The organism is Geodermatophilus sp. SYSU D00525, assembly GCF_054050475.1.
This window is the reverse complement of record NZ_JBJGZK010000031.1, coordinates 1-23,051: the sequence shown is the minus strand read 5'-3', so window position 1 is coordinate 23,051 and position 23,051 is coordinate 1. Positions and strand designations below refer to the sequence as shown.

At 77.6% G+C, this 23,051-nt stretch carries 24 protein-coding genes and 1 pseudogene; 17 read left to right on the top strand and 8 right to left on the bottom strand.

Annotated features, from left to right (window positions below):
- Positions 1–25 precede the first annotated feature (25 nt).
- On the bottom strand, positions 26–1,387 hold the full coding sequence (locus ACI796_RS20135; RefSeq protein ID WP_456942993.1) for an AI-2E family transporter: 1,362 nt from the start codon (positions 1,385–1,387) through the stop codon (positions 26–28).
- A gap of 78 nt (positions 1,388–1,465) precedes the next feature.
- Between ACI796_RS20135 and ACI796_RS20130 the strand changes: the two genes are divergently transcribed.
- From ACI796_RS20130 to ACI796_RS20080, 11 genes are all read left to right on the top strand, one after another.
- The gene (locus tag ACI796_RS20130; RefSeq protein WP_387989820.1) at positions 1,466–1,930 is read left to right on the top strand and encodes a PPOX class F420-dependent oxidoreductase; all 465 of its coding nucleotides are present in this window, start codon (positions 1,466–1,468) and stop codon (positions 1,928–1,930) included.
- Between the two features lie 61 nt (positions 1,931–1,991).
- Entirely contained in the window at positions 1,992–2,534 is a 543-nt protein-coding gene (locus tag ACI796_RS20125; RefSeq protein WP_456942992.1) for a hypothetical protein, read from the top strand.
- 68 nt (positions 2,535–2,602) lie between these two features.
- Positions 2,603–3,142, top strand: a complete 540-nt coding sequence (locus tag ACI796_RS20120) for a hypothetical protein (protein ID WP_456942991.1) — start codon at positions 2,603–2,605, stop codon at positions 3,140–3,142.
- 47 nt (positions 3,143–3,189) lie between these two features.
- Complete coding sequence (locus tag ACI796_RS20115; protein WP_456942990.1) at positions 3,190–3,957, top strand: dienelactone hydrolase family protein; 768 nt, start codon at positions 3,190–3,192, stop codon at positions 3,955–3,957.
- A complete protein-coding gene (locus tag ACI796_RS20110) occupies positions 3,954–4,352 on the top strand; it encodes an ankyrin repeat domain-containing protein (RefSeq protein ID WP_456942989.1) in 399 nt (132 codons plus the stop codon). The genes ACI796_RS20115 and ACI796_RS20110 overlap by 4 nt, the downstream gene beginning before the upstream one ends.
- 82 nt (positions 4,353–4,434) lie before the next feature.
- A complete protein-coding gene (locus ACI796_RS20105) occupies positions 4,435–5,763 on the top strand; it encodes an AI-2E family transporter (RefSeq protein WP_456942988.1) in 1,329 nt (442 codons plus the stop codon).
- A gap of 85 nt (positions 5,764–5,848) precedes the next feature.
- Positions 5,849–6,115, top strand: a complete 267-nt coding sequence (locus tag ACI796_RS20100) for a hypothetical protein (protein WP_456927976.1) — start codon at positions 5,849–5,851, stop codon at positions 6,113–6,115.
- Positions 6,112–6,636 (top strand): AAA family ATPase, encoded by a 525-nt coding sequence (locus ACI796_RS20095; RefSeq protein WP_456942987.1) that lies wholly within the window; start codon positions 6,112–6,114, stop codon positions 6,634–6,636. The genes ACI796_RS20100 and ACI796_RS20095 overlap by 4 nt, the downstream gene beginning before the upstream one ends.
- 87 nt (positions 6,637–6,723) lie before the next feature.
- On the top strand, positions 6,724–7,143 hold the full coding sequence (locus ACI796_RS20090) for a DUF350 domain-containing protein (RefSeq protein ID WP_456942986.1): 420 nt from the start codon (positions 6,724–6,726) through the stop codon (positions 7,141–7,143).
- A 157-nt stretch (positions 7,144–7,300) separates the two neighbouring features.
- On the top strand, positions 7,301–8,062 hold the full coding sequence (fabG, locus tag ACI796_RS20085) for a 3-oxoacyl-ACP reductase FabG (protein WP_456942985.1): 762 nt from the start codon (positions 7,301–7,303) through the stop codon (positions 8,060–8,062).
- 58 nt (positions 8,063–8,120) lie between these two features.
- A complete protein-coding gene (locus ACI796_RS20080) occupies positions 8,121–8,468 on the top strand; it encodes a hypothetical protein (protein ID WP_456942984.1) in 348 nt (115 codons plus the stop codon).
- A 42-nt stretch (positions 8,469–8,510) separates the two neighbouring features.
- Here the strand turns inward: ACI796_RS20080 and ACI796_RS20075 are convergent, their stop codons facing one another.
- Together ACI796_RS20075 and ACI796_RS20070 are read right to left on the bottom strand one after the other, a co-directional pair.
- Positions 8,511–9,692 carry a cation:proton antiporter gene (locus ACI796_RS20075; protein WP_456942983.1) on the bottom strand — a complete coding sequence of 394 codons (1,182 nt, stop codon included), beginning with the start codon at positions 9,690–9,692 and terminating at the stop codon, positions 8,511–8,513.
- 10 nt (positions 9,693–9,702) lie between these two features.
- Positions 9,703–10,191 (bottom strand): cation:proton antiporter regulatory subunit, encoded by a 489-nt coding sequence (locus tag ACI796_RS20070; RefSeq protein ID WP_456942982.1) that lies wholly within the window; start codon positions 10,189–10,191, stop codon positions 9,703–9,705.
- 109 nt (positions 10,192–10,300) lie between these two features.
- On the opposite strand from ACI796_RS20070, the gene ACI796_RS20065 reads away from it, so the two are divergent.
- A complete protein-coding gene (locus tag ACI796_RS20065) occupies positions 10,301–10,921 on the top strand; it encodes an SGNH/GDSL hydrolase family protein (RefSeq protein WP_456942981.1) in 621 nt (206 codons plus the stop codon).
- Positions 10,922–10,923: 2 nt separating this feature from the next.
- Here the strand turns inward: ACI796_RS20065 and ACI796_RS20060 are convergent, their stop codons facing one another.
- The 3 genes from ACI796_RS20060 to ACI796_RS20050 all read right to left on the bottom strand — a co-directional run bounded on the left by ACI796_RS20060 (position 10,924) and on the right by ACI796_RS20050 (position 14,967).
- Positions 10,924–11,583: an NADPH-dependent F420 reductase gene (locus ACI796_RS20060; protein ID WP_456942980.1), complete on the bottom strand. Its 660-nt coding sequence runs from the start codon at positions 11,581–11,583 to the stop codon at positions 10,924–10,926.
- A gap of 97 nt (positions 11,584–11,680) precedes the next feature.
- Positions 11,681–14,509, bottom strand: coding sequence for an FAD-binding and (Fe-S)-binding domain-containing protein (locus tag ACI796_RS20055; protein ID WP_456942979.1), 2,829 nt, complete (start codon positions 14,507–14,509; stop codon positions 11,681–11,683).
- A 53-nt stretch (positions 14,510–14,562) separates the two neighbouring features.
- Positions 14,563–14,967 (bottom strand): cupin domain-containing protein, encoded by a 405-nt coding sequence (locus ACI796_RS20050; protein WP_456942978.1) that lies wholly within the window; start codon positions 14,965–14,967, stop codon positions 14,563–14,565.
- Between the two features lie 178 nt (positions 14,968–15,145).
- Between ACI796_RS20050 and ACI796_RS20045 the strand changes: the two genes are divergently transcribed.
- Positions 15,146–16,558 (top strand): MFS transporter, encoded by a 1,413-nt coding sequence (locus ACI796_RS20045; protein ID WP_456942977.1) that lies wholly within the window; start codon positions 15,146–15,148, stop codon positions 16,556–16,558.
- Here the strand turns inward: ACI796_RS20045 and ACI796_RS20040 are convergent.
- Positions 16,506–17,807: a hypothetical protein gene (locus ACI796_RS20040; protein ID WP_456942976.1), complete on the bottom strand. Its 1,302-nt coding sequence runs from the start codon at positions 17,805–17,807 to the stop codon at positions 16,506–16,508. The two genes, ACI796_RS20045 and ACI796_RS20040, sit on opposite strands and share 53 nt — an antisense overlap.
- Positions 17,808–17,866: 59 nt before the next feature.
- Between ACI796_RS20040 and ACI796_RS20035 the strand changes: the two genes are divergently transcribed.
- Positions 17,867–19,612: a hypothetical protein gene (locus ACI796_RS20035; RefSeq protein WP_456942975.1), complete on the top strand. Its 1,746-nt coding sequence runs from the start codon at positions 17,867–17,869 to the stop codon at positions 19,610–19,612.
- Positions 19,609–19,770: a DUF2613 family protein gene (locus ACI796_RS20030; RefSeq protein ID WP_456943024.1), complete on the top strand. Its 162-nt coding sequence runs from the start codon at positions 19,609–19,611 to the stop codon at positions 19,768–19,770. The genes ACI796_RS20035 and ACI796_RS20030 overlap by 4 nt, the downstream gene beginning before the upstream one ends.
- Positions 19,771–19,842: 72 nt before the next feature.
- Here the strand turns inward: ACI796_RS20030 and ACI796_RS20025 are convergent.
- Positions 19,843–20,964, bottom strand: a pseudogene (locus ACI796_RS20025) (glycosyltransferase family 4 protein); the annotation flags it as partial.
- A gap of 26 nt (positions 20,965–20,990) precedes the next feature.
- Here ACI796_RS20025 and ACI796_RS20020 point away from each other — a divergent pair.
- Together ACI796_RS20020 and ACI796_RS20015 are read left to right on the top strand one after the other, a co-directional pair.
- On the top strand, positions 20,991–21,731 hold the full coding sequence (locus tag ACI796_RS20020) for a class I SAM-dependent methyltransferase (protein WP_456942974.1): 741 nt from the start codon (positions 20,991–20,993) through the stop codon (positions 21,729–21,731).
- A gap of 156 nt (positions 21,732–21,887) precedes the next feature.
- The gene (locus ACI796_RS20015; protein ID WP_456942973.1) at positions 21,888–22,853 is read left to right on the top strand and encodes a DUF3068 domain-containing protein; all 966 of its coding nucleotides are present in this window, start codon (positions 21,888–21,890) and stop codon (positions 22,851–22,853) included.
- Positions 22,854–23,051 lie beyond the last annotated feature (198 nt).

The window sequence follows — 23,051 nt, the reverse complement described above, 5'->3', positions numbered from 1 at the left end:
CGACCGGGCCCGCATTCCCGGCCGGTCAGGCCGGCGCCGCGGGCGAGCGGGTCAGGACGGCGCCGTCGTCGTCGCCGGCCACCTGGTGACGCGTGCCGTCGCCGGCGACCTCGGGATGGCGCCCGTCGAGGACGTCGCGCGTGTAGCGGTAGACGACGGCGATCAGCGCGGCCACCGGCACCCCGAGGAAGGCGCCGATGATCCCGGACAGGCTGCCGCCGGCGGTCACGGCGAGGATGACCACCGCGGCGTGCAGGTTGAACCCGCGGCCCTGGATGATCGGCTGCAGCACGTTGCCCTCGATCTGCTGCACCAGCAGCACGATCCCGAAGACGATCAGCGCCACCGTGAGGCCCTCGTCGACCAGCGCGATCAGGACGGCGAACGCGCCGGCGACGAACGCACCGATGATCGGGATGAACGCGCCGAAGAAGGTCAGCACGGCCAGCGGGACGACCAGCGGCACGTCGAGGATCCACAGGCCCAGGCCGATGAAGAAGGCGTCGACGAAGCCGACCAGGGCCTGCTGCTTGATGAACTCCGACAGGGTGGTCCAGGTCTTCTGCGACAGCGCGGCCACGTGCGGCGCGGCCTTCGGCCCGGTCTGCGCGGCCAGCCACGGCACCCAGCGCGGCCCGTCCTTGACGAAGAAGAAGGCCAGCACGAGCGCCAGCACCAGGTTGATCAGCCCGTTGCCGACGGCGGAGGCGCCGGTGGCGGCGTAGCCCGCGATGTTGGACGCGTTGTTCTGGACCGAGTCGATCGCCTGGTCGACGTACCGGCCGAGCTGCTCCTCGTCGATGTTCAGCGGCGGGCCCTGCAGCCAGTTCTGGATCTGCTGCAGACCGCTGGTGAACTGGTCGGCGAGCTCGGTGACCTGGTCGGCCACCTGCGGCGCGATGACCGCGATCAGCCCGCCGATGACCCCGAGGAACAGCAGCAGCACGAGCGCCGCGGCGAGGGCGGGGGGCCAGCCGTGCCGGCGCAGGAACCGGGTCGGCGGCCACAGCACGGTGGCGAACAGCAGGCCGAGGATGACCGGCAGGAGGACGACCCACAGCTTGCCCAGGACCCAGCCGATGACCACCAGCGCCGCGCTGATGAGCAGCAGCTGCGCCGAGGCGATGGCGAGGGTGCGCGTGGCGGAGCGGACGCGCTCGCCGCGCTGCCAGGTCGGGGCGGGGGCCGCCGTCGCGTCGTGGTCGGCCGCGCGCGGGTCGCCCGGGCCGCCCTCGCCGGTGAGCGTCGGGGTGGCCCGCTCGTCGCCGACCGGCCGGGTGCCGGAGGCGTCGTCGGCCGCGCGGTCCCCGGCCGGGGGAGCGCCGGCGGCGGACGCGCCGCCACCGCCGGGGGCGTCGTCCCGGCGTCCGGACAGGCGGAACCTCATGGTCACATCGCACCACGGATCACCGCCGCCCACCGCCCGACGGCGGGAGGGACGCCGGCCGCGGCTAGCGTCGGGGACGTGCCCAGGACCGCCAGAGCCGACCGGGTCGAGCGCGCCGAGCTGCTCGACTTCCTCCGCCCCCGGCACCGCGCGGTGCTGCTCACCCGGCGCCGGGAGGGCGGGGTGCAGCTGTCCCCGGTGACCTACGGCGTCGACGCCGAGGGCCGGGTCGTCGTCTCCACCTACCCGCAGCGCGCCAAGGTGCGCAACGCCCGCCGCGACCCCGCCGTCTCCCTCTGCGTCCTGTCCGACGACTGGGACGGCGCGTGGGTGCAGGTGGACGGCCGGGCCGAGGTGCTGGACCTGCCGGAGGCGCTGGAGCCGCTGGTCGAGTACTTCCGGTCGATCAGCGGGGAGCACCCCGACTGGGACGAGTACCGCGCGGCGATGGCCCGGCAGGGCAAGTCGCTGCTGCGGGTCACGATCGAGCGCTGGGGGCCGGTGGCCACCGGCGGCTTCCCACCCGAGCTCGCGCAGGACTGACCGGCGCGCCGGGCAAGCCCAGGAGCTTGCACCCGGCCCGGCCGGCGGCGACGCTGCCCGCGTGCCCCTGGCCGTCGCGTGCGCCCCGCTGACCGCGGGCTCCGCCGCCGGCGGCCCCCCGGCGGTCCTCGGGGCCGGCGCGCGGGCGGTGGGGGAGGGCTGGGCGGCCGTCGTCGACGCCCCGGCCGCGGTCGACGCCGTCGCGGCGCTGGCGCGGGAGGGCGGCCGGCGGATCGGCGTCGGCGCGGCGCCGGCCGGTCCGGGCGACGGCCCGGTGGTGCTGGCCGCGCGCCGCGCCCTGGAGGCCGCCGGGCGCCGCCCGGCCCGGCTGGCCGTGCGCGGGTCCGACGCCGAGGCGGCCGCCGACGCACAGGCGGTGCTCACCGCGCTCGCCGTCCTGCTCGCCCGCCGCAGCGCCGCGGCCTGGGCCGCCGTCGACCTGGTCGCGGCCGGCGCCACACGGGCCGCCGCGGCCGCCGCGCTCGGCGTCTCCCGGCAGGCGGTCGCACAGCGGCTGGCCGCGGGGTCCTGGGAGCTGGAGCAGGAGCTGCGCCCGGCCGCCGCGCGGCTGCTCGCCCGTGCCGCCGGCCGGCCGCCCGGATGAGGGACGCCGCCGCGCGCGGTGATCACCGGTCCCGGAGGATGGGGACGTCCCGCCCCGCAGGAGGTCCCGTGTCCGAACCCGTGCAGCCACTGCGCAACGCCGAGCTCCTCGGCGTCTACGTCAACGACCACCTCGCCTCGGCCACCGGCGGCATCGAGCTGGTCGGCCGGATGCTGGGCGTGCACCGCGGCTCCCGCTGGGAGGCGCCGCTGACCCAGCTGCTCGGCGAGCTGCGCGAGGAGAAGTCCTCGCTGCTGGCCACCGCCCGGGCGCTCGGCATCCCGGTGCGGCAGTACAAGCAGCTCGGCGTCTGGCTGGCGGAGAAGATCACCCGCGCCAAGCTCAACGGCCGGCTGCTGTCCCGTTCGCCGCTGTCGGACCTCGTCGAGTTCGAGTTCCTCGCCTCCGGGGTGCGCGCCAAGCGCAGCGGCTTCGAGACGCTGCGGATCGTCGCCGAGGCCGACCACCGGCTGGACCGGGCCGAGCTCGACCGGCTCATCGACCAGGCGCACCGGCAGTACGCGTGGCTCACCGACGCCCGCCGCGAGGTGGCCGCCGCCGTCTTCGGCGGCCGGGCGGGGGCCGCCGAGCGCACCGGCGGCGTCTGACCCGGGTCCCTCGCGCGGTGCCCGGCGCGGCCTGGTAGCACAGGGCCATGTGCCACGACCCCGCCAGCCGCCCGCCCGCCCCGCCGCGCACGGGGCAGGTCGGCGACCGCGGCCTCACCGTCCTCACCGCGGCCGACGGCACGGAGGTCTCCGCCGCCTGGGCGCTGCCCGCCGACGTCGCGGCCGCGCCCGCCGGCGTGGTGGTCCTCCCGGACATCCGCGGGCTGCACCCCTACTACGTCGCGCTGACCGAGCGCTTCGCCGAGGCCGGCGTGCCCGCCGTCGCCGTCGACTACTTCGGGCGCACCGCCGGCACGGCCGAGGGCGGCACGCGCGACGCCGGCTTCGACTGGCAGGCGCACGTCCCGCAGACCACGCCCGAGGGGGTCGACGCCGACCTCTCCGCCGCGGTCGCCGACCTGCGCCGGCGCACCCGGCCCGACCTGGCGGTGGTCACCGTCGGCTTCTGCTTCGGCGGCAGCCACTCCTGGCGGCAGTCCGGCGGCGACCTCGACGTCGCCGCCTGCGTGGGCTTCTACGGCCGGCCGGCCATGGTCGGCGACGCCGCCGGGCGGGCCTCGCGCCCGACGCTGATGATCGTCGCCGGCGCCGACGCCGCCACCCCCGTCGAGGACCAGCTCGCGCTCGCGGAGACGATGCGCGCCGCCGGCGCCGACGTCGAGACCGCCGTCTACGACGGCGCCCCGCACTCCTTCTTCGACCGCGCCGCGCCCGAGTGGGAGGATGCCTGCCAGGACGCCTGGCGCCGGATCCTGGCCCTCGTCGACGGCCTCGGGACGGGGGCGCGGTCGTGAGCGAGCCGATCGACCCCGGCGTCGTCGAGCTGGCCGCGCGGGTCTTCGACCTGGCCCGGTTCGGCCACACCGAGGAGCTCACCGCCTACGTCGACGCCGGCGTCCCGGTGGACCTCACCAACGACAAGGGCGACACGCTGCTGATCCTGGCCGCCTACCACGACCACCCGGACACGGTGGCCGCGCTGCTCGAGCGCGGCGCCGACCCGGGCCGGGCCAACGACCGCGGGCAGACGGCGCTGGCCGCGGCGGTGTTCCGCCGCTCCGAGGCCGGCGTGCGGACGCTGCTGGCCGCGGGCGCCGACCCCGACGCCGGCGGGCCCAGCGCCCGCGAGACCGCGGCGTTCTTCGACCTGCCGGAGATGACCGCGCTGCTCGAGGGCCGGTCCGGCTGAGGCTCGGCTGAGGCTCCCCGCGGGAGCCGCCCCGCCGTGACACCCTGGGGCGTCACGGCGCCGTTACGGGGGGAGGACGTCCATGGCCGCGCAGTCGCACCTGCCCGAGCCGGGTGCGGAGCGGACGCGCACCGGGGCCTCCCGGGTGGTCCCGCCGGAGCCCACCGAGCTGCCGGGGGACCTGGCCGACGGGCTCCCGCTGGCCGCCGACGTCACCCTCACCCCCGCCTCCGACGGCGGCCCGGCGGCGGGACCGGCCGGCACGCCGTCCGGCCCCGGCGGGCTGCCCCGCTGGCTGGTGCTGCTCGTCGGGGCCGCGGCCGCGACGATCGCCGTCGCCGGGGTGCGGGAGATCGCCTGGCTGGTCGCGCCGGTGCTGCTCGCGCTGGTCGTCGTCGTGGCGCTCATGCCGGTGCAGCGCTGGCTGCTGCGCCACCACGTGCCGCGCTGGGCGGCGGCCGGCGTGCTGCTGCTGCTCGTGTGGGGCGTGCTGCTCGGCCTCGGGTCGCTGCTGGTGGTGGCGATCGCCCAGTTCGCCGTCCTGCTGCCCGACTACGCCCCGCAGTTCGCGGTGCTGCTCGACGACACGGTGCAGCGGCTCGACGAGGCCGGGCTGTCCTCGACGCAGATCCAGGACCTGGTCGACCGGTTCGACTACGGCCAGCTCGTCGGCCTCGCCACCGACCTGCTCGCCCGGGTCACCGACACCGCCAGCACGCTGGTGCTGCTGCTGTCGGCGATGGTCTTCCTCGCCATCGAGTCCGGCGGGTTCGGCCGCCGGCTGGCGCTGGTCGCCGAGGACCGGCCGCACCTGCCCATCGCGCTCGGCCTGTTCGCCCGCGGCACCCGCAGCTACCTGCTGGTGAGCACCGTGTTCGGCGCGATCGTGGCGGTGGGCGACACCGTCGCGCTGGCGATCCTCGAGGTCCCGCTGCCGGTGCTGTGGGGCCTGCTGTCGTTCATCACCAACTACGTGCCCAACATCGGCTTCGTGCTCGGCGTCATCCCGCCGGCGCTGCTCGGCCTGCTCGCCGGCGGCTGGACCGAGTTCTGGGTGATCATCGTCGTCTACTCGCTGCTCAACTTCGTGGTGCAGACGCTCATCCAGCCGCGCTTCGTCGGCGACTCGGTCGGCCTGTCGATGACGGTCACCTTCCTCGCGCTGCTGTTCTGGGGCTGGGTGCTCGGCGCGCTGGGCGCGCTGCTGGCCATCCCGCTCACGCTGCTGGTGAAGGCGCTGCTGGTCGACGTCGACCCGCGGGGGCACTGGCTGGACGCGCTGCTGCGGGAGGAGCCGCGGGCCCCGCGGACCAGCCGCGCGCGGCAGCGCGCGCAGGCCCGCCGGGCGGCGCTGGCCTCGGTCCGGGCGCTGCACCCGCACTGGCCCTCGCGGCGCGGATCCGGGGACTGACCAGCGCGTTCGGGGAATGTCAGGGGTCTGGAGGACGTTGTCCACAAGCCGGGAGAAGGTCCCGGCGAGACCCCGAGGAGGACCCGTGAAGGGCGATCGTGTCGAGGTCGTCATCGACGCCGGTGGCGACACCCGCACCTACGAGATCGAGGCCACCCGCGCCGGGCGCCGGGTGGACGTGTCCCACGGCCGCGGCGTCGTGGAGGTCACCGAGACCACCCGCGGCGGCACGCCCGTGCGCACCGCACGCTTCATGTCCGGGAGGGTGCTCGCGCTGGTCGAGCACCCGGCGGCCCGCCCGGTGTTCGAGGACGACGACGAGCCGGTGACCCCGCTGCGCCGGAGCGCGTGAACCCCAGCACCTCACCCGAGCTGGTGGTGATGGTCGGCCTGCAGGGCGCGGGCAAGTCGACCTGGGTGGAGCGGACCCTCGCCGCCACCCACGAGGTGGTGAGCAAGGACCACTGGCCCCGCGCCCGCCGGCGGGAGGCCCGGCAGCAGCGGGTCGTCGCCGGGCTGCTGGCGGCCGGGCGCAGCGTCGTCGTCGACAACACCAGTCCGTCGCCGGAGGAGCGCGCCCCGCTGGTCGCCGCGGCCCGCGCGGCCGGCGTGCCGGTGCGCGCGATCTGGGTGGACACCCCGCTCGAGGAGTGCCTGGCGCGCAACGCCGCCCGCGAGTCGCCGGTGCCGCTGGTCGGCGTGTACGCCGCCCGCGCCCGCCTCGCCCCGCCCACCGAGGCCGAGGGCTTCGACCGGGTCGACGTCGTGCGGGGTGGCGGCGTGCGGGGTGGCGGCGTGCGGGGTGGCGGCGTGCGGGGTGGCGGCGTGCGGGGTGACGTCGTGCGGGGTGACGTCGTGCGCCCGGGGGGCTGACCGGCGGGCGGTCGCGTGCGGCCGGGGGAGCCGGTGCGGTAGGAACTGGCAGGCCCGTCCGCTCCCGCCCCCGGAGGTACCCGTCCCGTGCTGGCCAGCCTCGGCTACGCCGTCGCCTACACCGCCGTCGGCCTCGTGCTGCTGGCCCTCGGCTTCCTCGTCCTCGACCTGCTGACGCCCGGCCACCTGGGCCGGCGCATCTACGAGGACCGGTCGGTGAGCGCCGCGGTCGTCCTGTCCGCCGGGTTCCTCGCCCAGGGCGCGGTCATCTTCGCCTCGATCTGGACCAACGCGACGTCCGGGTTCGGGGAGGCGCTGCTCTGGACCGTCGTGTTCGGCGTGCTCGGCGTGGTGCTGCAGGCCGTCGCCTTCGTCATCCTCGACCTGCTCACCCCGGGGAAGATGGGGCACCTCGTCACCGAGCCCGGCTTCCACCCCGCCTGCCTCGTGATGGGCGCGGCCCAGCTCTCGGTCGCCGCGATCATCGTCGCCTCGATCTGGCCCTGACGGCCGCCGCGCACCGGTACGGGGGCGTCTCCGGACGCCGCGGGAGCCCGCCGTAACCTGTCCGGCGCAGCCCGGGGGCCGGCGCGGGGTCGACCCGGCCCGAGCCCCCCACCCGGACCGGCCGGCGACGACGCCGCCACCAACGAGAGGAACTGCCATGAGCGAGGCCACCCCCCGCGTCGCCATCGTGACCGGCGCCGCGCGCGGCATCGGCGCCGCGACGGCGAAGCGCCTGGCCGCCGACGGCTTCGCCGTCGCCGTGCTCGACCTCGACGAGGCGAACACCAAGGACACCGTGCAGGCCATCGAGTCCGCCGGCGGGCGCGCGCTCGGCGTGGGCGCCGACGTCAGCGACGCCGAGCAGGTGCAGGCCGCCGTCGACCGGATCGCCGCGGAGCTCGGCCCGCCGGTCGTGCTGATCAACAACGCCGGCGTCATCCGGGACAACATGCTGTTCAAGATGACCGAGGTCGACTGGGACCTGGTCATGAACGTGCACCTGCGCGGCGCCTTCCTCATGAGCCGGGCCTGCCAGAAGCACATGGTCGAGGCCAAGTGGGGCCGGATCGTGAACCTGTCGAGCACCTCGGCGCTGGGCAACCGCGGCCAGGCGAACTACTCGACGGCGAAGGCGGGCCTGCAGGGCTTCACCAAGACCCTCGCCATCGAGCTGGGCAAGTTCGGCGTCACCGCCAACGCGATCGCCCCGGGCTTCATCCAGACCGAGATGACGATGGCCACCGCCGAGCGCATGGGCATCGCCTTCGACGACTTCATCAAGGGCGCCGCCTCGCAGATCCCGGTGGCCCGTGTCGGCCAGCCCGAGGACATCGCCCACCTGGTGTCGTTCTTCGTCAGCGAGGGCGCGGGCTTCGTCTCCGGCCAGGTCGTCTACGCCGCGGGCGGCCCGAAGGCCTGACAGCCGCCACGCACGGACCGACGGGGCCCGACCGGGAAGATCCCGGCCGGGCCCCGTCGTGTTGTGGGGCCGTTCACGCAGCCTCGGCGGCACCATCGGCGTCACCGTGCTCGGCGCGGTGCTGGCCGCCCGGGTCGCCGACGGGCTCGGTGCCCTCCGCGGCGGCGCGCCGGCCCCGGGCGGCGGCGAAGCCGCGGCGCCGGACGTCAGCGCGCCGCCGCCGGAGGTGGTCGCGCTGGTGCAGGGCACCTACGCCGACGCCACCGCGGAGCTGTTCCCCATCGCCACGCCGCTGACCGCGCTCGCGCTGCTCGTGGTGCTGTTCATCCCGGAGAAGCCGCTGAAGACGACGTCGGGCTCGCAGCGGCTGGCCGAGGAGCAGGGCGGCGCGCCCGTCCTGCACTGACCGCAGCGGCCGTGTCCCACCCCGGTCCCGCGGCACCGGCGCTCACGCGGCCGGCGCCCCGGGCCCGGGGTGGGCCGTGCCGGGGAGCGCGGTCCGGGGCTCGGCCAGCCGGGTCACCACGGGGCCGGCGACGGCGAGCACCAGCACGTACGCGGTGGTCAGGGGACCGAGCTCGGGCAGGCCGGCCACCACGGCCAGCCCGGCGATGACCACGGAGAACTCCCCGCGGGCGATCAGCGCCGTCCCGGCACGCCAGCGGCCCGGAGCCGCGACCCCGTCCCGGCGGGCGGCGTACCAGCCCGTCCCCACCTTGGTCGCCGCCGTCACGACGGCGAGGAGGAGCGCCGCCGGCAGGACCGGGAGGACGTCGGCGGGGTCGGTGCCCAGCCCGAAGGCCACGAAGAAGGTGGCCGCGAACAGGTCGCGCAGCGGGGTGAGGATCCGCCGCACCCGTGCGGCGAAGGGGGCGGGCAGGGCCAGCCCGACGAGGAAGGCGCCGACCGCGGCCGAGACGCCCAGCGCCTGGGCCGCGCCGGCGACCAGCAGGGTCAGCCCGACCAGCCGCAGGAGGACCTGCTCGTCGTCGGGAGAGGTGAGCAGCACCCCGAGGCGGTGACCGTGGCGCCGGGCGGCGGCCAGGACCAGCACCACGGCCCCGGCGGCCAGGGCGAGGCCGCCCGCGGCCGCGGCCGGGCCGCCCCCGGCCAGCGCCACCGCGAGCAGCGGCAGCACCAGCGCCATCGCGAGGTCCTCGAGGACCAGGACCGACAGCACGGCCGGCGTCTCCCGGTTGGCCAGCCGGCCGAGGTCGGCCAGCAGCCGGGCCACGATGCCCGACGACGAGACGTAGGTGATGCCGCCGAGGGCCAGCGCTCCCTGCCAGGGCAGACCGAGCGCCAGGCCGCCCACGATGCCCGGCGGCGCGTTGAGCAGCAGGTCCACCACGCCCGAACGGCCGTGGTGGCGCAGCGAGGCGAACAGCTCGTCCGGTGAGAACTCCAGGCCGAGGGCGAGCAGCAGCAGCACGACGCCGATCTCGGCCGCGGCCTCGATGAACGGGGTGGCCGTGGTCAGGGGCGCGACCCCGCCCTCGCCCACCGCCAGCGCGGCCACGAGGACGAACGGGATGGGGGAGAGGTCCAGGCGCCGGGCGAGCAGGCCGAGCAGCGCGAGCCCCAGGAAGAGCAGCCCCAGTTCGACCAGCAGCGCCTCGGTGCCGTGCACGCCGGGGGGCCTAGGCCGCGCCGTCCAGCCGCGCGCCGAGCTGGGTGAGCCCGGCGTCGGAGCCGATGGCGACCAGCACGTCCCCGGCGTGCAGGACCTCCGCCGGCCCGGGAGAGGGGACGACGTCGCTCTCGCGCACCACGGCCACGATCGAGCACCCGGTCAGCGTGCGGGCGCGGGTCTCCCCGAGCGGACGCCCGTCGAAGGGGGATCCCGGCCGGACGAGGAAGCGGGCGGACTCGAGGCCCGGCACCTCCCGGGAGAGGTCCACGAACCGCTGGGTCAGCCGCGGCGCGCCGAGGAGCTCGGCCACGACGCCGGTCTCCTCGGCGTCGAGCCGGAACACGGCGCGGGCGCGGTCCGGGTCGCGCCGGTCGAACACGGCCACCTCCGCGCCACCCTCGCGCTGGACGACGACGGCCAGGCGGTCACCGGCGCGCGTCGTGAGTCCGTAGCGCACGCCGACGCCGGGCAGCATGGTCTCGTCGAGATCCACCACGCGGGCATCGTGGCAGAGCGTCGCAGGTCGGGGCGCACGGTGGCCGGGGTCACCGGCGGCCGGCCGCGCCGGCGGGCAGAGCGCCCCGCCGGCCGGCGTTGTACCGGGCGTGACCGACCGTCTCCACCTCGCCGTCCTCGGTGACTCCATCGCGTACGGCACCGGTGCCGCGCGGGTCGAGGACGGCCTCGGCCCGCGGTTGGCGCAGGTGCTGCGCAGTGCGGGCATCGAGACCCACCTGTCCGTGCTGGCCGTGCCCGGCGCCGTCTCCCGCGACCTCGCCGCGCAGGTACGCCGCACAGCGCCCCTGGGCGCCGACCTCGCCGTCGTGGTGATCGGCGCCAACGACCTCGCCCGGTTCCTCCCGGTCGAGCCGGCGGTGGCCGCGCTCGGCGCCGCCGTCGACGGACTGCGCGCTGCGGGCACCGACGTCGTCGTCGTGCCGGCGCCGGACATGTCCAGCGTGCCGTTCGTGCCGCCGGCGTTCCGCCCGGTCGTGCAGGCCGCCTGCGCGGCGATGCAGCAGCGGCAGGCGCAGGTGGCGGAGGCGCGCGGCGCCGTCGTCGCGGCCGTGTCCGGCGAGGTGGGCCGGGCGTTCACCACCGACCCGGCACTGTTCTCCGCCGACCGGTTCCATCCCTCGTCGGCCGGCTACGCGCGGATCGCGGCCGCGCTGGCCCCGACGGTGCTGGCCGCAGCCCGCGCCCGCCGGGACCGCCGCGCCGCCTGAGCTCACGCGGCCCGGGTCGCCTCCGCGGTCGCCCGGCGCAGACCCTCGAGGTCCAGGTCCGGCCCGTAGCCGGGGGTGCCGGGCTCGATCCGCCAGCTCTCGGCCAGCGGGCCGAGGTCGAGGACGTCGAAGCCGACCTCGTCGATGAACGAGGCGACGACGTCCTTCGCCGAGGCGTCGTCCCCGGCCACGACCAGCGCGCGCCGGTGCGGCGTGCCGCTCGGCGTCCGCCGGGCGGTGATCTGCGCGGCGGCGATGTGGTTGAACGCCTTGACCACGCGCGACGTGGGCAGGTGGTCCTGCAGCAGCTGGGAGCTGGTGGTGGTCCCCTCGTCGAGGGCGGCCACGTGCCCGTCGCGCTCCGGGTAGTAGTTGTTGGTGTCGATCACGACCTTCCCGGCCAGCGGCTCGACCGGGACGTCCGGCACGGCCCTGAGCGGCACGGTGACGACGACCAGGTCGCCGGCGGCGCCCGCCTCGGCGGCCGTGGCCGCGCGCACCGAGCCGCGCCGGGAGGGCCGGTCGGTGAGCGCGTCGACGAGGCCGGCGAGGGTCTCCGGGCCGCGCGAGTTGGAGAGGACGACGTCGTGGCCGAGGTCGGTGGCCGCCTGCGCGAGCGCCGTGCCGATGTGGCCGGCGCCGATGATGCCGAGAGTGGTCATGCCTCGCGCCAACGCGCCGCCCGGCGGCCCATTCCCGGCCGCCGAGGTGTGGGAAGCGATCCCTGCGTCCCCGCGCCGGGAACGCGGGGATCGCTCCCTATGCCCGGTCCAGCGCGTCGGCGAGCAGCTCGGCGAGGTGCCGGCCGGGCCGGTCGGCGAGCTGGTCGAGCTGGGTGCGGCAGGAGAACCCGTCGGCCAGCACGACGGCGTCCGGCCCGGCCGCCCGGACGGCGGGCAGCAGCTGCTGCTCCGCGATCGTCACCGACACCTCGTGGTGCCCGCGCTCGACGCCCCAGTTGCCGGCCAGCCCGCAGCAGCCGCCGAGCCGGGTGACCGCCGCACCGGCCCGGCGCAGCAGCCGCTCGTCGGTCGCCCAGCCCATCACCGCGTGGTGGTGGCAGTGCGGCTGCGCGACCACCTCGACGCCGGCCAGCGACGGCGGCGCCCAGCCCTCGGTGGCGGTGAGCAGCTCGGCCAGCGTCCGGGTGGCCGCGGCGACCCGTCCGGCGGCCGGGTCGTCGAGCAGCTCGACCGCGTCGCTGCGCAGCGCCGCGGTGCACGAGGGCTCCACGCCGACGATCGGGATGCCGGCGTCGGCCAGCGGCGCCAGCCGGCGCACGGTGTCGCCGAGGATGCGCTTCGCCGTGTCCAGCTGGCCGGTGGTGATCCAGGTCAGGCCGCAGCAGGTGTCGTCGCCGGGCACCTGCACGGAGTAGCCGGCCGCCTCGAGCACCCGGACGGCGGCCTGCGCGGCCTCCGGTGCGAAGTGGTCGGTGAACGAGTCCACCCACAGCGCCACCGGCGCGCCGCCGCCCGGCCGCGGGGAGAACGACTGCCGGAAGGTGCGCGGCGCGAACGACGGCAGCGACCGCCGCCGGTCCACGCCGGCGCCCCACTTCGCCAGCCGCCCGCCGAGCCGGTTGCGCAGCACCGCGTTGACCAGCCGCGGCGCCCGCGCGGCCAGGTCGGACCACATCGGCAGCTTCCCCAGCGTGTAGTGCGCCAGCGGCCGGATCCGCCGCCGGTAGGACTGGTGCAGCACCTCGGACTTGTAGCTGGCCATGTCCACGCCGGTCGGGCAGTCCCGCGAGCAGCCCTTGCACGACAGGCACAGGTCGAGCGCGGCGTGCACCTCCGGCGAGCGCCAGTCCCGCACCGGCCCGCCGGGCGCGAGCATCTCCTGCAGCACCCGGGCCCGGCCGCGGGTGGAGTCCTTCTCCTCGCGGGTGGCCGGGAACGACGGGCACATCACCGCGACGCCGGACGGGTCGGCCCGGCACTTGCCGACGCCGGTGCAGCGGTGCACGGCGTTGGACAGGTCGCCGTCGTCGTGCCGGTAGGCCAGCGCCAGGCCGTCCCGCAGCCGGGGCGCGGCGGCCACCCGGACGTCGTCGTCGAGGCGGGCCGGGCGCACCAGCACGCCGGGGTTCAGTACGTCGTCCGGGTCGAACAGCGCCTTGACCTGCGCGAACAGGTCGAGCGCGGCGGGGGAGTACATGGTGCCGAGCAGCTCGCTGCGGGCCCGTCCGTCGCCGTGCTCACCCGACACCGACCCGCCGTAGCGGGCGACCAGCCGGGCGGCGTCCTCGACGAACGAGCGGTAGGCGGCGCGGCCGCGGTCGGGCTCGCGCCCGAACGGGAAGTCGATGCGCACGTGCACGCAGCCGTCGCCGAAGTGCCCGTACGGCACGCCCTGCAGCCCGTGCTGCGCCAGCAGCGCGTCGAACTCGCGCAGGTAGGCGCCCAGGGACTCCACCGGCACCGCGGCGTCCTCCCAGCCGGCGTGCGCGGGGCGGCCGTCGGAGGTGCGCGCGGCCAGGCCCGCGCCGTCCTCGCGGATCCGCCAGATCGCGGCGGCGTGCGCGACGTCGGTGACCACGAGGGCGTCCAGCGCGCCGGCGTCGGTGACGACGGCCGCGCCCGTGGCCCCGACCTCCGCGACCGTGTCGCCGGTGACCTCGACGATCAGCCAGCCCGCGCCGCGCGGCAGGTCCGGGACGACGGCGGCCGGCACGTCGCGCAGCCGCTGCACGATCCGCTCGTCCAGGCCCTCGACGGCGGTCGGCCCGTGCCGGAGCAGGCCGGGGGTGGCGTCGGCGGCGTCGGCCATCGACGGGTAGCCGAGCACCACCAGCCCGCGGTACGGGGCGTCGGCGACCAGCCGCACGGTGGCGCCGAGGACGACGGCCAGCGTCCCCTCGCTGCCCACCAGCGCACGGGTGACGTCGAAGCCGCGCTCGGGCAGCAGGTGCTCCAGCGAGTAGCCCGACACCTGCCGGCCGAAGCGGCCGAGCTCGGTGCGGATGGTGGCCAGCTCGCGGCCGACCAGGGCGCGCAGGTCCTCGAGGCCGTCGACGGCGGACCCCGACGACAGCCGCAGCCGCTGCCCGGTCCCGGTGACGACGTCGAGGCCGACGACGTTGTCCGACGTCCGGCCGTAGCCCAGCGCGCGCGACCCGCAGGCGTTGTTGCCGATCATCCCGCCGACGGTGCAGCGGTTGGCGGTGCTCGGGTCCGGCCCGAAGCGCAGCCCGTGCGGCCGGGCGGCCAGCTGCAGCCGCGCCTGGACGACGCCGGGGTCGATGACCGCGGTGCGCGCCTCGGCGTCGACCGCGTGCACCCGGTCCAGGTACCGGCTGGTGTCGACGACGACGCCGGTGCCCACCGCGTTGCCGGCGATCGAGGTGCCCGCGCCGCGCATGGTCAGCGGCACGCCGAGCGTCCGGCACACCTCGAGGGCCGCCACGACCTCGTCGGCGTCGCGCGGGCGGACGACCGCGCGCGGCAGCACGCGGTACAGCGAGCCGTCGGAGGAGTACAGCGCCCGGGCCAGGCCCGAGTCGTCGACGTCGCCGATCCCGGCCCGGCGGAGCGCGGCGGTGACCTCGGCGGTGTCGGAGGTGGTGTCGGCGACGGCGCTGCTCACCCTCCCAGTGTCCCCGGTGCCGCCGCGGGCGCGGACGGCACCGGGGCAGCGTGTCAGTCCCCGGTCGGCGGCTCGTCCTCGCCGGACTCCTCCGCCGCGTCGGCCTCCTCCTTCGTCTTGTGCACCGCGCCGTCGGCGTGCTCCGGCGGGCCGTAGACCGTGTACAGGATCAACGGGTTCTCGCCCGTGTTGACGAAGTTGTGCTTGGTCCCGGCCGGGACGACGACCAGGTCGCCCTGCGCCACCTTCTTCGTGGCCCCGCCGACCTTCGCCTCACCGATGCCGCTGACGAAGGTGAGGATCTGGTCGATGTCCTCGTGGACCTCCTCGCCGATCTCCCCACCCGGCGGGATGGTCATGACGACCAACTGTGTCTTCTCCCCGGTCCACAGGACCCGGCGGAAGTCGGGGCTCTCCTCGGCGACGGTCGCGATGGTGAAGTGGATGACGGACGCCATCGACGGCGCTCCTCCCTGTCTCGCGGCACCCGGACGGTGCTCCTCGCCCGACCCTTGCCCCCCGGTGCCGCCGGCCATGCCTGGTCCCCCGCGGGGGTGGTGCGGCCGCCGCCGCTCCTGCTAGCGTCGCCGGCATCCCGGTTGGAATGTCCAACCGACAAGCCTGCTGGGGGCGCGCGTGTCCCGATCGGTCGAGTCCCGTCCCGTCCCCGCGGCCGCCGGTGCCGCCCCGGCCGCCGTGCTGCAGCGGCGGACGCTCGCCGTCGTCGCGGTCAGCACCCTCGTCGTCCTCGCCGCCTTCGTCACCCCGCTGGCCACCGCCGTGGCCACCGCGGCGGACCTGGGCACCGGCGCAGGCGGGCAGGCGTGGCTGCTGTCGGCGATGAGCGTCGGGCTGGCCGCGGCGCTGCTGGTCACCGGTGCCGCCGCCGACGACGTGGGCCGCCGCCGGGTGTTCACCGCGGGCCTCGTGCTGCTCGCCGCCGGCGCCGCGCTGTCGGCCGCCGCGGGGTCGACCGGGGTCTTCGTCGCCGGCCGGCTGGTCGAGGGCGTCGGCGGCGCGGCCGTCCTGGCCTGCTCGCTGGGGCTGATCGCGCAGGTGTTCCCGCTCGGCCCGGGGCGGGCGCGGGCGGCGGCGGTGTGGGGCGCCAGCCTCGGCGCCGGCACCGGCGTCGGCGGCCTGGCCGCGGTGCTCCTCGACGGCGACACCGGCTGGCGCGCCACGCACGTCGCCACCGCCGTCGTCACGCTGCTCCTGGCGGTCGCCGCCCGGCTGCTGCTGCCCGAGGCCGCGCCCGGCCGCCGGCCGCGGGTCGACGTCGCCGGGCCGGTCCTGCTCGTCGCCGCGGTCTGCTGCCTGCTCGTCGGGCTGGTGGCCACCCGCACCGGCACCGGGACCGCCACGGTGGTCGCGCTGCTCGCCGGCGGCGCGGTGCTCACCGTGGCGTTCGTGCTGACCGAGTCCCGGGTGCGCGCGCCGATGGTCGACCTCGGCCTGTTCCGCGTCCGCGGCTTCCTGGCCGCGAGCGTCGGCGCGCTGGTCACCGGCGCGGCCACGGTCGGGCTGATGTCCTTCCTCGCCACCGTGCTGCAGCGGGCGCTGGGGGAGAGCCTGCTCGCGACGACGGTGCTCGTGCTGGTGTGGTCCGCGGTCGCGACGGCGACGTCGGTGGGGCTGCGCTGGCTGCCCGGCGTCGACGGGCGGGTGCTGCTGGCCGGCGGCCTGGCCGTGTCGGCCGCGGGACTGGCGGCGCTGGCCGTCCTCGACCCCGGCGACCGGGCCGCCGCGCTGCTGCCGGGCCTGCTGGTCCTCGGCGTCGGCTACGGCGTGGCCAACGCGGCGCTGGGCCGCGAGGCGGTGGCGCACGTGCCGCCGGAGCGGGCCGGCATGGGCAGCGGCGCCAACAACACCGCCCGCTACCTGGGCGCCGCCGTCGGCGTCACGCTGGTCGTCCTGCTGGTGACCGCGGGCGCGCCCGCCGGCACCGCGGCCGGGCTGCTCGCCGGGTGGGACGCGGCCGCCCTCGCCGGCGCCGGGGTCAGCGCGGCCGGGGCACTGGCGGTGCTGGCACTGCGACCGGCGCGCCGCTGACCGCGGTCGCGGCGACCGCGGCGTCGCCGTCCGGGTCCGGCGCCGCACGGGGCAGCCGCAGGAGGCCGACGGCCACCAGCAGCACGCCGGCACCGGCCGCGGTCCCGGCGACGGTGAGCACCGACAGCCGCCCGGCCGCGGCCAGGACCTCCACCACCGCGCACTCCAGCGCGACGGCGCCCCACACCGCGGCGGTCGCGACGCGGTCCGCGGCGGCGATGCCGGAGTAGAGGAGCAGCTGGGCGAGGGCGAACAGCGTGCCGCAGGCGGTGAACACCCAGGTCCAGCCGCCCAGGGCGGTGCCGTAGGCGGCCCCGCCCACCAACGGCAGCGCGGCCGGCCCGAGCGCGGCGGTGGCGGCGGTGAGCAGCGCGCCCAGCCCGCCGACCACCGCCAGCGCCCGGGGCAGCTCGCGCCGCCGGGCCGCGGCGTCGGCCATCCGCGGCAGCACGACCACCCCGACGCCCTGCGGCAGCCAGTAGGCGACCTTGGCGAACACCGCACCGACGGCGTACTCGCCGGCCAGTCCCGCCGGCAGGTGGTGCCGGGCGAGCAGCAGGTCGACGTTCACCAGCAGCACCAGCCCGGCCAGCGCGCCCGCGGCCCGGGCCGCCGCCCGGGCGGGCGCGCGCAGCCCGCGGGCCAGGCCCGGCCGCCCGGCGCCGACCCAGGTCGCCAGCGCGCCGGCGGCGCTGCCCGCCGCCACGCCGGCCACGGCGGCGGCCGGCGTCCCGCCCAGCAGCAGCCCGGCGACCGCGCCCGCCGTCTTGAGCGTCCCGAAGGCGACGACGACCACCGCCAGCCGCCCGTGCCGCCCGGTGCCCTGCAGGACGCCGTCGTACGTGCCGGCCAGCGTGTGCGGCACGAGGGCGGCGACCAGCCAGGCGGCCGCCGCCGCGTCGGGCAGCCGCAGCAGGGCGACCACCGGGGCCAGCGCGGCCAGGCCGACCAGCGCGGTGGCGGCGCCGGTGGCGAGCGCGGTCGCGTGCAGGCGCGGCACCTCCGCGGCGGCCTCGCCCGCCGGCCGGCCGCCGAGCCGCAGCGCGGTGGCGGTCTGCAGGCCGCTGGCCGGCACCGTGCCGACCAGCAGGAGGCCGAGCAGCGCGGCCAGTTCCCCGTAGGACGCCGGGGTGAGCACCCGCGCGGCGAGCACGGTGACCACGTAGGACAGCGCACTCACCGACAGCAGCGCCCCGGACACCAGCGCGGCCGGCGCCACGCGGGCCGCCCGGCTGCGGGTCCCCCTCATCCCCCCGCCCTACGCTGCTGGCGCCCGGGAGCCGGGGACGACGGGGGAGAGGGGCGCGCGTGGAGACCGCCGTCGACCCCGTCGTGGCACCCGACCGCTCCCCGTGGCCGGCCCGCGCGCTGGCCGCCGCGGTGGCGCTGCTGGTGACCGCGCCGGTGCTCGCGCCCGGGTACGTGCTGCTCGCCGACATGGTCGTCGTGCCGCGCCAGGACCTCGACCTCGACGCGCTCGGCCTGTCCGGCGCGCTGCCCCGCGCGGTCCCCGCCGACGGCGCGGCCGCGCTGCTCACCGCCGTGCTGCCGGGCTCGCTGGTGCAGGCCGCCGTGCTGCTGCTGACCGTCTACGCCGCGGTGCTCGGCGCCGCGCGGCTGGTGCCGCCGGGCCCCGACGGCCGCCGCGGCGCGGCCGGCGCCGTCGCCGGGCTGGTCTACGGCTGGAGCCCCTACCTCGCCGAGCGGCTGCTCGTCGGCCACTGGACGCTGCTGCTGGCGTGGGCCGCGCTGCCCTGGGTGGTGCGGGCCGGGCTGCGGCTGCGCGCCGGCGAGCCGCGGGCGCTGCTCCGGCTGGTGCTCGCCGTCGCACCGGCCGCGCTCACCCCCACCGGCAGCCTGCTCGCCGCGGGCGCCGTGCTCGCCGGGACCGGCCGCCGCCGCGCCGGCCGCGCGCTCGCCGCGGTCGCGCTGCTGTCCGCGCCGTGGGTGGTGGCCGGACTGCTCGCGCCGGCCGGCGGCACCTCCGACCCGTCCGGGGTGGCCGCCTTCGCCGCGCGCGGCGAGAACTGGGCCGGCGCCGTGGTCGCCGTCCTCGGTACCGGTGGCATCTGGAACGGCGCCGCCGTCCCCGGGAGCCGCACGTCCGTGCTCGCCCCGCTGGTCACCGCGCTGCTGCTCGCCCTCGCCACCGCGGGCTGGGCGCCCCGGGCGGCCCGCGCGGGCGCCGGCGGCCGGCTGCTGGTCCTGGGGGCCGCGGGCCTGCTGCTCGCCGTCGCCGGCGTCCTGCCCGGCACGCGGGACCTGCTCGAGGCCGCGGTCGCCGGCGTGCCGGGGGCCGGGCTGCTGCGCGACGGGCAGAAGTACGCGGCGTGGCTCGCGCTGCCGCTCGCCGTCGGCGCCGGGCTCGGCACCCGGCGCGCCGTCGCCGCCGTCCGCGCGCTCCTGCCGGACCCGGCCGCCGGGGCGGTCGCCGTCGCCGCGGCGGTGCTGCCGCTGGTCGCCGTCCCCGACCTCGCCTGGGGCGTGGGCGGCCGGCTGCAGCCGGTGGCCTGGCCGGCCGACTGGGAGGCCGTGCGCGACGTGCTCGCCGACGACCCAGCGCCCGGCGACGTGCTGGTCCTCCCCGCCGGCGCCTACCGCGCGTTCGGCTGGAACGACCGCCGCCCCCAGCTGGACCCCGCGGCCCGCTGGCTGTCCCGGCCGGTCGTCGCCGACGACACGCTGGTCGTCGACGGCCGGCCGGTGCGGGGCGAGGACGCCCGTGCCGCGCAGGTCCTCGCCGCCGCCGGGGACCCGGGGGCGCTGGCCCGGCTCGGCGTCGGCTGGGTGCTGGTGGAGCGCGACACGCCCGGTCCGCCCGTGGCCGCCGCCGTGGCCGACCTGCCGCTGGTCGTCGACGGCGCCGACCTGCGGCTGTACCGCGTGCCCGGCGCGCTGCCGGGACCCCGGCCGACGGCGGTGCGCGCGGTCGCGGTCGGGGTCGCTCACGGCGCCGCGCTGGGCGCGGTGGCCGGTGCTGCGTTGTGGATCACGCTCGCGGCGTCTAGGGTCCCGCTCCGTCGTCGTCCCCCGAGGAAGCGAGTGCCCGCGTGAAGACCCTCCTGGCCGTGCTCCTGTCCCTCGGCGCCGGCGCCGGGATCGGCGCCGCCGCCGTGGCCGGCGTGTCCGCCGCCGTCGACCCGGACACGTCCGCGGTCGAGCAGAGCGACCAGCAGTCGATCGACGTCCTCGACTACGGCACCCGCGGCTGAGGCCCCGCCGGCGTCCGTACGGGCGGGGGCCGGCACCCCGCGCAGCACCCGCGCCCAGCCCCGCACGGCCGACGGCCAGTCGAACCGGGCCGCGTGCCGGGCCGCCGCGGCGCCCATCGCCGACCGCGCGGACGGGTCGGCCAGCAGCCGGTCCACCGCCGCGGTGAGCCCGCCGAGGTCGTCGACCAGCACGCCGGTGCGACCGTCGAGCACCGACTCGGTGAGCCCGCCCGAGGACCGGTAGCCCACCGTCGGCGTCCGGTGCGCGCCGGCCTCGGTGACCACCAGGCCCCATCCCTCCTTGACCGAGGGGCACAGCTGCAGCCACGCCCGCGCGAGCTCGGCGTGCTTGGCCGGCTCGTCCAGGAAGCCGTGGAACTCGACCCGGTCGGCGACGCCCAGCCGCTCGGCCTCGGCCCGCAGCCGGTCCTCCCACCAGCCCTCGCCGACGACCGACAGGACCAGGTCCGGCCACCGCTGCCGGAGCCGGGCCAGCACCTCGAGGGCGTGCTCGACCCGCTTGTGCGGGACCAGCCGGCCGAGCACGACCACCCGCGGCGTCGGCGAGCGGCGCACCGCCACCGGCGGCACCGGCTCCACCCCGTTGGGCACGACCGCGACCCGGGACGGCGCGATGCCGAGACCGGCCAGCTCCGCGCGCGTGGCCCCGGAGACGGTGACGTAGCGGGACCGCCGGTAGACCCACGGCGCGACGCGCGACTCGAGCCACCAGCCCACCGCGCCGCCGAGCCGGCCGAAGACGATCGGCCACTGCTCGCGGTGCACGTGGTGGACCAGCACCGTCACCGGCGCCCGGGTGACCAGCGGGCTGCAGAAGGGCAGGCCGTTCTGCACGTCGACGACGAGCCGGGCGCGCGAGCGCCGGACGTGCAGCAGCGCCCGCGGGTAGACGCCGAGCCGGCCGCCGCGGCGCACGACGTGCACCCCGTTCACGTCCTCCTCGGCCGGGGCGCGGTCGTGGGCGGCGCAGAACATCTCCACCCGCAGCCCCGCGGCCGCGAGTCCCTCGGCGACGCGGTGCACGTACCGTTCGGACCCGCCGCCCTCCGGGTGACCGAGGTCGCGCCAGTTGACGAACAGCACGTCGGCGGGCGCACGCCGGGGGGAGACGCGGATCACCCGCGGCACGATACAGACGGGTACCAGCCATTCCACCCGCCCGATCGACGGCATTCCCCACCCGAGAGGACGAACCGCGAATGGACCGGACGGCGACGCTGCGGCGGTCGGTGCGGCTGTTCCGCGCCTTCCTGCGCGAGCAGACCGACCCCGCCTCCTTCTACGGCGTCCTCGCCGACGACTCGGTGCGCCAGCTCGCCCGGTACACCGACCTCGCCGGGGCCACCGTCCTCGACGTCGGGGGCGGGCCGGGGTACTTCTCCGCCGCCTTCCGGGCGGCCGGCGCCCGCTACGTCGGCCTGGAGCCCGACGCCGGCGAGATGGCCGCGCGCGGCGCGCCCGAGCCCGGGACGGTGCGCGGCAGCGGCGAGGCCCTGCCGGTGCGCACCGGCGCCGTCGACGTCTGCTACTCCTCGAACGTCCTGGAGCACGTGCGCCACCCGTGGGTCATGGCCGACGAGATGGTGCGGGTGACCAGGCCGGGAGGCACCGTGCTGCTCTCGTTCACGCCCTGGCTGTCGCCGTGGGGCGGGCACGAGACCGCGCCCTGGCACTACCTCGGCGGCGCCCGGGCCCGCCGGCGCTACCGGCGGCGCACCGGCCGCGAGCCGAAGAACCGGTACGGCGAGTCCCTGTTCGCGGTCTCCGCGGGGGCGGCGGTCCGCTGGGCGCGGCGCTGCCCGGACGCCGACCTCGTGGCCGTCCGCCCGCGCTACCACCCGTGGTGGGCGGTCTGGGTCGCCCGCGTCCCGGGCCTGCGGGAGATCGCGAGCTGGAACGTCGTCCTGGTGCTCCGCCGACGTGCGCGTGACGAGCGGTAACAGGCGTTATCGACTCCGGTACGCACCGGTACCCGACCCGATCGGGGGATCGGTACCGCCCGGAACCGGTCGGTGTTGGCGTGTGGTGGAGCCGACAGTAATGTGACCGCGCTGCGACGCCGGTGGAGCCGTCGCACGGTCGAGGAGGTCCCCCGCATGCGTCGTCCTGTCCTCGGGTTCGTGCTGCTGGGCCTGGGCGCGCTGTGCCTGGGCGCCGCGCTCGCCGTCCGCCTGGTGCTGGCGCCCACCCTCGTGACCCTGCCCCTCGACCAGCAGGCGTCGCGGGCCGTCGTCGACGAGGACGCCACCTACCTGGACATGGAAGAGCTGGAGGAGACGCGGGGCGAGGTCACCGCGCGGCTGACCGTCCAGGGGGACGCCGGCTCGCCGGACGCCTCCGACGACGTCGCCGTGTGGGCCTCGGGGACGACGATCACCACGGCGGACGGCACGCTGGTCACCGAGCCCACCGAGGTCGTCAACTGCCTGGACCGCACGACCGCGGAGGCGGTGGACTGCGGCGCGGCCAGCGAGGACATCGACGGCCTGACGCTCACCTTCCCGTTCGACACCCAGCGGCAGGACTACGAGGTGTGGAACGGCAACGTCGGCGCGGCGGTCACCGCCCGCTACGACGGCGAGGACGAGGTCGAGGGCGTCGAGGTCTACCGCTTCCTGCAGTCGGTCCCCGAGACCGTCATCCGCCAGATCGAGGTCCCCGGCAGCCTGGCCGGCGAGTCGGACGACGCGACCGTCACCGCCGACGTCGTCTTCAGCAGCGAGCGGGAGATCCTGGTCGAGCCGGTCAGCGGCAAGATCGTCAGCTCGGTGGAGCACCCGGTGACCGCGCTGCGCGGTCCCGGCGGCGCCACCGGCGTCACGGTGCTGGCGGCCGACCTCGGCCCGACCGAGGAGGGGCTGCGCGACGCGGCCGCCGACGCCGCCGGGACCCGCGACCAGATCACCCTCGTCCAGCGGACCCTGCCGCTGGCCGTCGCCGGGCTCGGCGTCCTGCTGCTGGTCGCCGGTGCCGTGCTGCTCCTGCGCGCGAACCGGGGCGCCCACCGGGCCCCCGCGACGGCCGCCGTCCCGCCGACCGCACCGGTGTCGTTCGCCAAGTGAGGCCGGGCCGGGGGGCGGGGGGGGGGGGGGGCGGGGGGGCGCGGGGCGGGGGGGGCCCCGCCCCCCCCCCCCCCCCCCCCCCCCCCCCCCCCCCAGCCGCGCAGCGTCGCGACCAACCCCGGCGTGCAGGCCAGCCGGTCGAGGTCGGCGGCGCCGGCCCAGGTGACCGCGTCGGCGTCGTCGCCCGGGACCGGCGCC

Excerpts from the sequence above, each read along its gene's own strand:
- ACI796_RS20135 (WP_456942993.1), bottom strand. The coding sequence starts at position 1,387 with ATGAGGTTCCGCCTGTCCGGACGCCGGGACGACGCCCCCGGCGGTGGC.
- ACI796_RS20115 (WP_456942990.1), top strand. The coding sequence starts at position 3,190 with ATGTGCCACGACCCCGCCAGCCGCCCGCCCGCCCCGCCGCGCACGGGG.
- ACI796_RS20105 (WP_456942988.1), top strand. The coding sequence starts at position 4,435 with ATGGCCGCGCAGTCGCACCTGCCCGAGCCGGGTGCGGAGCGGACGCGC.
- fabG (WP_456942985.1), top strand. The coding sequence starts at position 7,301 with ATGAGCGAGGCCACCCCCCGCGTCGCCATCGTGACCGGCGCCGCGCGC.
- ACI796_RS20060 (WP_456942980.1), bottom strand. The coding sequence starts at position 11,583 with ATGACCACTCTCGGCATCATCGGCGCCGGCCACATCGGCACGGCGCTC.
- ACI796_RS20050 (WP_456942978.1), bottom strand. The coding sequence starts at position 14,967 with ATGGCGTCCGTCATCCACTTCACCATCGCGACCGTCGCCGAGGAGAGC.
- ACI796_RS20040 (WP_456942976.1), bottom strand. The coding sequence starts at position 17,807 with ATGAGGGGGACCCGCAGCCGGGCGGCCCGCGTGGCGCCGGCCGCGCTG.
- ACI796_RS20020 (WP_456942974.1), top strand. The coding sequence starts at position 20,991 with ATGGACCGGACGGCGACGCTGCGGCGGTCGGTGCGGCTGTTCCGCGCC.
- ACI796_RS20015 (WP_456942973.1), top strand. The coding sequence starts at position 21,888 with ATGCGTCGTCCTGTCCTCGGGTTCGTGCTGCTGGGCCTGGGCGCGCTG.